7 protein-coding genes are annotated in these 8,089 nt (G+C 74.2%); 1 reads left to right on the forward strand and 6 read right to left on the reverse strand.

Translation table 11 applies throughout. The features are described from left to right. Nucleotides 1–2: 2 nt before the first annotated feature. From Q7A36_RS36915 to Q7A36_RS36940, 6 genes are read right to left on the reverse strand one after another with little or no spacing between them, the layout of a single operon-like run. Complete coding sequence (locus Q7A36_RS36915; RefSeq protein ID WP_305108791.1) at nucleotides 3–1,190, reverse strand: thiolase family protein; 1,188 nt, start codon at nucleotides 1,188–1,190, stop codon at nucleotides 3–5. Nucleotides 1,191–1,220: 30 nt separating this feature from the next. Next, entirely contained in the window at nucleotides 1,221–3,473 is a 2,253-nt protein-coding gene (locus Q7A36_RS36920; protein WP_305108792.1) for a xanthine dehydrogenase family protein molybdopterin-binding subunit, read from the reverse strand. 11 nt (nucleotides 3,474–3,484) lie between these two features. Further along, nucleotides 3,485–3,934, reverse strand: a complete 450-nt coding sequence (locus Q7A36_RS36925) for a (2Fe-2S)-binding protein (RefSeq protein ID WP_305108793.1) — start codon at nucleotides 3,932–3,934, stop codon at nucleotides 3,485–3,487. Nucleotides 3,935–3,964: 30 nt separating this feature from the next. Continuing rightward, nucleotides 3,965–5,350, reverse strand: coding sequence for an MATE family efflux transporter (locus Q7A36_RS36930; protein WP_305108794.1), 1,386 nt, complete (start codon nucleotides 5,348–5,350; stop codon nucleotides 3,965–3,967). Further along, the gene (locus tag Q7A36_RS36935) at nucleotides 5,347–6,171 is read right to left on the reverse strand and encodes an SDR family NAD(P)-dependent oxidoreductase (protein ID WP_305108795.1); all 825 of its coding nucleotides are present in this window, start codon (nucleotides 6,169–6,171) and stop codon (nucleotides 5,347–5,349) included. The genes Q7A36_RS36930 and Q7A36_RS36935 overlap by 4 nt, the downstream gene beginning before the upstream one ends. Nucleotides 6,172–6,202: 31 nt before the next feature. Continuing rightward, the gene (locus tag Q7A36_RS36940; RefSeq protein WP_305108796.1) at nucleotides 6,203–7,129 is read right to left on the reverse strand and encodes a 2-dehydropantoate 2-reductase; all 927 of its coding nucleotides are present in this window, start codon (nucleotides 7,127–7,129) and stop codon (nucleotides 6,203–6,205) included. 116 nt (nucleotides 7,130–7,245) lie between these two features. Here Q7A36_RS36940 and Q7A36_RS36945 point away from each other — a divergent pair, with 116 nt between their 5' ends. Next, nucleotides 7,246–7,821, forward strand: a complete 576-nt coding sequence (locus Q7A36_RS36945; protein ID WP_305108797.1) for a TetR/AcrR family transcriptional regulator — start codon at nucleotides 7,246–7,248, stop codon at nucleotides 7,819–7,821. Nucleotides 7,822–8,089: the final 268 nt, after the last annotated feature.

Consider the following 8,089-nt stretch of genomic DNA (forward strand, 5'->3'; position numbering starts at 1 on the left):
CATCAGGCGGCTTCCACGGCAAGCGCGATGCCCTGGCCGCCGCCGATGCAGAGCGTGACCATGCCGCGCCGCAGCCGGTCGCGCCGCATCGCGTGCAGCAGCCGGGTTAGCAGCACCGCGCCGGTCGCGCCGATCGGGTGGCCATGCGCGATGGCACCGCCTTCCGGGTTCACGATGTCCTCGGGCAGGCCGAGCTCCTGCGCGACGGCGAGCGGCACGGCGGCGAAGGCCTCGTTGATCTCGATCCGCTCGAGGTCGCCGATGCTCCAGCCCGCCCGCTCCAACGCCTGCCGCACCGCCGGCACCGGGCCGAGGCCGAAGAGGCCCGGCTCGACGGCGGCGACACCATAGGCGACGAGGCGCGCGCTGGGCTGCAGACCCTCCGCCTCGGCGAAGCTGCGGCTGGCGACGACCATGGCCGCAGCGCCGCTATTGAGGCCGGGCGCGTTGCCCGCGGTGATGCTGCCCTCCGGCCGGAAGGCGGGGCGCAGCTTCGCCAGCCCCTCCACCGTCGTCTCGGGCCGCGGCGCCTCGTCCCGCGCGAAGGCCTCGGTGCCCTTGCGGCCCTTGACTGCCACCGCGACGATCTCGGCGTCGAACTTGCCCGCCGCCTGCGCCGCCGCGAAGCGCTGCTGCGAGCGCGCCGCGAAGCGGTCCTGCGCCTCCCGGCTGAGCTGCGCCCGGGTGACCAGGTCCTCGGTGTGCCAGCCGGAGTGCTCGCCGGAGAAGGCGTCGTTCAACCCGTCGCGCAGCATGCTGTCGTGGATCTCGGCCGGGCCCATGCGGTAGCCCCAGCGGCCGCCATCCAGCAGATAGGGCGCGCGGTCCATGTTCTCCATGCCGCCCGCGATCGCGGCCTGGTGCTGGCCGGCGGCGATCTCCTGCGCCGCGGTGACGATGGCCTGCGCGCCGGAGCCGCAGACGCGGTTCACCGTCATCGCCGGCACGGTCACCGGCAGGCCGCCGCCGATCGCCGCCTGCCGCGCCGGGTTCATCCGGTTGCCGGCCTGGACGACATTGCCGAGGACGACGCTGCCGACCTTCTCCGGCGCGAGGCCGGAGCGGGCCAGGGTCTCGCGCACCACCGTGGCGCCGAGCTCCGTCGCTGGCACGCCCTTCAGGGTGCCGTTGTAGGCGCCGATCGCGGTGCGCACCGGATGGCACAGGAGGATGTCGCTGCTGCTGGTCATGCTCTCTGCCTCCAAGATATGGTCCGCCGCTCAGACGCTGCCGAACCGGGTCTTCGCGAAGGGCAGGCTGCGGACGCGCCGTCCGGTCAGGACCGCGACCGCATTGGCCACCGCCGGCGGCACGCCGGGCAGGCCCGGCTCGCCGATGCCGCCCATCGGCGCGCCACTCTCGACGATCCTCACATGCACCCGCGGCATGCGGTCGCGCGCCAGGATCGGATAGGCGTCGAAGTTGCGCGCCTTCGGCGCGCCGTTCTCGAACACCGCCTCCTCCAGCAGCGAGGAGGAGAGGCCGAGCGCGACGGCTGACTGCACCTGCGCCGCGATGATGGCGGGATTGACGATGGAGCCGGGGTCGATCGCCACCCAGACATCGTGCACCGCGACCTCGCCGTCGCGGATCGAGACCTCGGCGATGGTCGCCACCTCGGTCCCGAAGGGCGTCGCCATGGCGACGCCGCGGGCACGCCTGCCGCCCTCCGCCTCGAAGGGGCCGCGCTTCCAGCCGCCGGAGAGATCGGCCACCGCCTGCAGCAGGGCGCGCTGGCGCGGCCGGTCCCGCAGCAGGGCCATGCGCAGCGCGAAGGGGTCCTGGCCGCCGGCCTCGGCCACCTCGTCGAGGAAGGACTCGTAGAAGTAGTCGTTCATCGAATGGCCGACCGAGCGCCAGAAGGCGATCACCACCGGGTGCGCCTGCCGGACATAGTCGATGCGCCGGTGCGGGATGGCATAGGGCTTCTCGACGATGCCCTCGACCACCGAGGGATCGACCGGGGAGGTGCCGAGCACGGCACCGAAGTAGCGGCCGATCGGGCCCTCGCCGACGACCTTGGCATGCAGGGCGACCGGCATCCCGGCCGCGTCCAACCCGGCGCGGAAGCGGGCGAAGCCGAGCGGCCGCAGCGCGTCGCGGCCGAACTCCTCCTCCCGGCTCCAGAGCACCTTCACCGGCCGGCCCGCGGCCTTCGCCAGCAGGATCGCCTGCACGAAGGGATTGGCATGGTCGTAGAGGAAGTGCCGGCCGAAGAAGCCGCCCAGCATCGGCGAATGCAGCGTGACCTGCGCCGGCTCCAGCCCCGCGAGCTTGGCCGCCACGGCCTGGAAGACTTCCGGCATCTGGTTCGGCGCCCAGAGCTCCAGCGTGCCGTCGGGGTTGAAGCGGGCGAGGGCGGAGGGCGGCTCGAGCTGCCCATGCGCCAGGTAGGGCGCGTCGTATTCCGCCTCCACCACCTTCGCCGCGCCGCGCAGCGCCGCCTCGGCATCGCCCTCGCTCTCGGCCGGCACGCCGGCGCCGCGCTCGGCCCGGAGCGAGGCCAGCATCCCGGCCGAGGAGAAGTCGGCCGGCAGGCCGGCCTTGTCGCCCCCCGGGCCGTCCTTCCATGCGACCTGCAGCGCCTCGACCGCGCGGCGCGCGCGCCACCAGCTCTCGGACAGCACCGCGACCGCGCCGGGGAGGCGATGGATGGACTGCACCCCGGGCATCGCCCGCACCTCGGCCTCGTTCAGCAGCGCGTCCGGCTCGGCGCCGAGCCGGGGTGCGTGCTGCACCGCCGCCTGCAGCATGCCCTCGACCCGCTGGTCGATGCTGTAGCGGGCGCGGCCGGTGGACTTGTCGCGGATGTCGAGCCGCGGCACCGGCTTGCCGATCCAGCGGAAGGTCGCGGGGTCGCGCAGCGGCACGGTCTCCTTCGGCGGCAGGGCCAGCGCGGCGGGGGCGAGCTCGCCATAGCCGCGGCTGCGGCCGGAGGCGCGGTGCAGGACCCGGCCGGCCTCGGTCGTCAGCTCGGCCTCCGGCAGCTTCCATTCCAGCGCTGCGGCGCGGACCAGCAGGTCGCGGGCGGTGGCGCCGAGCCGGCGCATGATCGCGTAGGAAGACCGGGTGGAGTAGGAACCGCCGGTCATCCGGATGCCGTTCACCACGAGGTAGTCGGCGCCGGGCGGGGCGCAGTCCACGGTGAAGCGCGCGGGCTCGACATCCAGCTCCTCGCCGATGATCTGCGCCATGGCGGTGGCGATGCCCTGGCCGCCCTCGACGAAGGGGCTCAGCAGCCGCACCGTGCCGTCCGGCCGGATCTCGAGGAAGGCGGGGACGCGGGTGCCGGGGCGCGGCGCCGCGGCGGCCGCGCCCTCCCGCTGCGCGTGGGCCATGCGGCCGGGCAGGGCGACGCCGAGGACGAGCGCGCCGGCGCCGAGGCCGAGCAGGCCGCGCCGGGACAGGTTGGCGGGCCGGGCGGAGAGGCCGAGCGCGGCGGGCTGCGCGAAGGCCGGGATCATGCCATCCATCGGGTCGCTCCTCAGCCGGCCGCGGCGTGGCGGATGGCATCCGCGATGGCGTTGTAGGTGCCGCAGCGGCAGAGATTGGTCATCGCCGCGGCGATGTCCTCGTCCGAGGGATTGGGCGTCTGCTGCAGCAGGGCGGTCGCGGCCATCACCTGGCCGGACTGGCAGTAGCCGCATTGCGGCACCTGCCGCGCCACCCAGGCCTCCACCACGCGCCGGCCCACCGGGTCCTGCCCGATCGCGTCGATGGTGGTGACCCGCGCGCCGGCGACGGCCTCGACCGGCGTGACGCAGGAGCGCGTCGCCTGGCCGTCCACATGCACCGTGCAGGCGCCGCATTGCGCGATGCCGCAGCCGTATTTCGTCCCGGTCATGCCGAGCGTGTCGCGGATGGCCCAGAGGAGCGGCGTGTCCGCCTCGATGTCCAGGCGGTGGGTCTGGCCGTTGATGGTGAGCTCGATCATGCGGTCTCCTGCAATGGCTTGGGGCGGGGCCTAATCGCGGGCGCGGCGGAACCAGGCGCCGCCGCGGACGGCGAGGGCGAGGAGGCTGCCGTAGAGCACGAGCGCCGCGGCCGCGGCGGCGAAGAGGCCGCCGAGCGAGCCGGTGAGGCGCAGCGCCAGCCAGCCGCCGCCGGCCGCGACCAGCATGCGGAGGAAGCCGGCGCCGAGCGGCCAGGCGAGCCGGCCCGCGCCCTGGGAGGCGAAGTAGAGCGCCATGCCGAGGCCGAAGAAGCCATAGGCCGGCCCGACGATGCGCAGGTACTGGCTGCCCGCCGCGATCATCCCCGGCTCGGCGCTGAACAGCGCCAGCCAGGCGCCGGGGAAGCAGGCGGCGGCCAGGCCCACCGCCTCGGTCAGCGCGAAGGCGACGGCGCCGCCGGTCAGCGCGATGCGCAGCGCACGCTCCCGCTGCCCCGCGCCGATATTGGTGCCGACGAGGGCGACCAGCGGCGCGCCGAGGCCGAAGGCGAGCGGCACCAGCAGGTATTCCAGCCGCGCGCCGGTGCCGAAGCCGGCGACGGCGTCGAGCCCGGCATGGTCGGCGACCAGCGCCGTCAGCAGCGCGATGGTGACGTTGGTCTGCAGCGAGGTGATGGCGGCGACCGCGCCGATGCGCAGGATCTCCCGCAGCATCGGCCAGCGCAGCGGCACGGCGCGGAGGTGCGCGAGGTTGCGGCCGGACAGGATGTACCAGCCGAGCGCCACGCAGCCCATGACGTAGAAGGCGACCAGCGCCGTGCCGCCGCCGGCGACGCCGAGCGCGGGGAAGGGGCCGAGGCCGAAGATCAGCAGCGGCGAGAGCGGCACCAGCAGCACCACGCCGGCGCAGATCACCAGCGCCGGGACCAGCATGTTGCCGGTGCCGCGGATCACGCTCGCCAGCCCGTTCATCAGCCAGAGCAGCGGGTTGCCGAGGAAGACGACGTTGGAATAGGCGAGCGCCGCCTCCAGCGCCCCGCCCTCGCCGCCCAGCGCCCGGTAGATCGGCCGGCCGAAGCCGAGCATGACCGCGGAGAAGACCAGGCCGAGGCCGAGGTTGATGACGACGGCATGCAGCACCAGCGCATCGGCATCCTCCCGACGGCCGGCACCGAGCGCCCGCGCGACGGCCGAGGAGATGCCGCCGCCCATGGCGCCGGCCGAGACCATCTGCATCAGCATGACCGGCGGGAAGACCAGCGCCATGCCGGCCAGCGCCTCGGTGCCGAGATGCGAGACCCACCAGGTCTCGATCAGCCCGGTCGAGGCCTGCGCCAGCATGATCAGCAGGTTCGGCCAGGCCAGCCGCAGCAGCGTCGGCAGGATCGGGTCGTGCAGCAGGCGCCGCGTGCGCGGGTTCAGCCCGGCGGCGAGGCCGGGCGCCGCGGTCGCGCTCACGCGCCGGCCTCCGCCGGCAACTCGCCGCGCAGGTAGCGCTCGGCGGCGTGGTTGCGCGACAGGTTGGGGCCGAGCGTCAGGCGCGCGGCATCCAGCCTCTCCCAGTCCGCCGCATCGGGGAGGGAGGGGATGGTCACCAGCTCGCTGGCATCGAGCCCGGCGAGGGCGGCATCCACCATCTCCTCGGCCTCCATCACCATCTCCGGCGGCAGGCTGGCGACGTCGACGCCGGCGATCTCCCAGATGGCGGTGCGGGTGGCGCCGGGCAGCACCGCCTGCACCCGCACGCCGCTGCCGCGCAGCTCCGCATCCAGGCCCTGGCTGAGCGCCAGCACGAAGGCCTTGCTGGCAGCATAGACGGCGTTGAAGCGCTCCGGCGCCAGGCCGAGGACGGAGGCGATGTTCACCAGCGTGCCGGCGCCGCGCGCCTTGAAGCCGGTCGCGGCCGCGGCGGCGAGGCGCGTGGCGGCCACGACATTGAGCTGCACCATGGCGTCCAGCCGCGCGGCATCCGCGCCGGCGACCGGGCCGGCCAGGGCAGTGCCGGCATTGTTCACCAGCATGGCGATGCCCGCATCCTCGCGCAGGCGATGCTCCAGGCGCAGCAGGTCCTCCGGCCGCTGCAGGTCGGCCGGCAGCGCCTCGACCCGGCGGCCGGTCGCCTCGCGCAGGCGCGCGGCCAGCGCCTCCAGCTTCGGCCCGCTGCGCGCGACCAGGACGAGGTCGTGGCCGCGCCGTGCCAAGCGCTCGGCATAGACGGCGCCGATGCCGGCGGAGGCGCCGGTGACGAGGGCGGCGCCGCCGGCGATGGAGGATGCCATGGGAAGTCTCCGTTCGTGGGTGTCAGGGGGATCAGGCGGCCGCCGGGCGGGCGCCGTGGACCTGCAACTGGCTATGGGCCGCGGCCAGCAGCGGCGCGGCGATGCCGGCGGCGGCGCCGCGGCGGATCAGGTCGCCGAGGATCGCCTCGCTCTCGAGCCGCGGCGCCCCCGCCTCGAGGTCGCGCGCCATGGAGGCGGCCCAGCGCGAGGCCGGGTCGGTGAGCATGCGCTGCGCCTGCGCGGCCGCCTCCGGGCGCGGCGCGTGGCCATGCGCCGCGGCGATGGCGCGGCATTCCGCGATCATCGCCTCCGCAATGCTGCGGCCGGCTTCGGTCGCCATGATCTCGCCGACCGTGCCGCGCAGGAGGCAGGTGAGGGCCGCGCCGGCGGCCAGCATGCACCACTTCTCCCACATGTCCTGCAGGATGGTGCCGGAGGCGCGGGCGGTGACCGGCGTGCGGGCGAAGAGCCCGGCGAGCGCCTCGACCTGCCAGGGGGCCTCGCCGTCGCGCCGGCCGAAGAGCATCAGGTCGCCGGGGCTGGCATGGCGGACGATGCCGTCGGCACCGAGCGTCGTGGCGATGTAGGCGGCGCCGCCCAGCACGCGGTCGGCACCGAAGCGCGCGTCCAGCCTGTCGAGATGCGCAATGCCGTTCAGCAACGGCAGTACTGCCGTCTCCGGCCCCACCGCCGGCGCGACTGCCTCGATCGCAGCATCGAGGTCATAGGCCTTGCAGGTGAGGAGGATGAGGTCGAAGGGCCGGTCGATCCCGCCGGCGAGCAGGGTGGGCACCGACCGCCGGCGCTCCTCGCCGCGGCTGGCGACCACGAGGCCGTCCTGCCGGAGCTGCGCTGCCCGCCGCTCCCGGACCAGGAAGCCGAGCTCGGCCCCCGCCTCCGCCAGGTGCAGCCCATAATAGCCGCCGATCGCGCCGGCGCCGAGGACGAGGATGCGCATGCTATGCCCCTGGTTGGGAGCGGCCGCTTTTTGATGGCGGTCGCCATGTTTGACTTAGGTTGCGCGCGCCATTAAAACTGTCAAGCGGCAAGAGCGCACAGGATTGGGAGGCAAAGGTGCGGGTCTCGAAGGAGCAGGCGGCGGAGAACCGGGCGCGGATCCTCGCCGAGGCCGCGCGGCTCTTTCGCGAGCGGGGGCTGTCCGGGGTCGGCGTCGATGCGCTGACCGAGGCGGCAGGGCTGACCCATGGCAGCCTCTACAGCCAGTTCGGCTCCAAAGAGCGGCTGGCGGCGGCGGCGGTGGAGCATGCGCTCACGGAGAGCGCGCTGTCCCGCCTCCCGGCGGAGGGCGGCCCCGCCGAGCTTGCCGCGGCCATCGGGCGCTATCTCTCGCCGCGGCATCGCGACGCGCCTGGCCAGGGCTGCGCCTTCGCCGCGCTCGGGTGCGAGATGCCGCGACAGGGTCCGGCCCTCCGCAAGGTCTTCACCGATGGGCTGCGGGAGCGGGTGGCGCGCTTCGCCGCGATGCTGCCCGGGCGTCGGCACGAGGCGCCGGAGGAGCAGGCGCTGGCGCTGCTCGCGGGCATGATCGGTGCCCTGATCCTGGCCCGTGCCGTGGACGACCCGGCACTGTCCGATCGGATCCTCGCCGCGACCGCGGCGGAGTTGCAGGACCGCCTGCCAAAGGCATGACGGGGCGCGAGGACCTGAACCGCCCCGTGGGTGGATGCCCCCCCATGGGCGCAAGCAGAATTTTGGTCTGGTAACGGCTATGCCGTGAGGTGCGGCTGTGTGTCCGGTCTGGGTCTGGCCCGCTCACGTGGACGGTGGTGAGCCTGGCTGATTACGCGTGTGCAGCGACGGCTTGCTGCTGCTCCTTCTCGGAGGTCATGGGCGAACGGTAGCCCAAGGCTGAGTGGAGCCTGGCCGGGTTGTACCAGGCCTCGATGAAGCCGAAGGT

Source organism: Paracraurococcus lichenis (genome assembly GCF_030657435.1).
Taxonomy (GTDB): Bacteria; Pseudomonadota; Alphaproteobacteria; order Acetobacterales; family Acetobacteraceae; genus Paracraurococcus; species Paracraurococcus lichenis.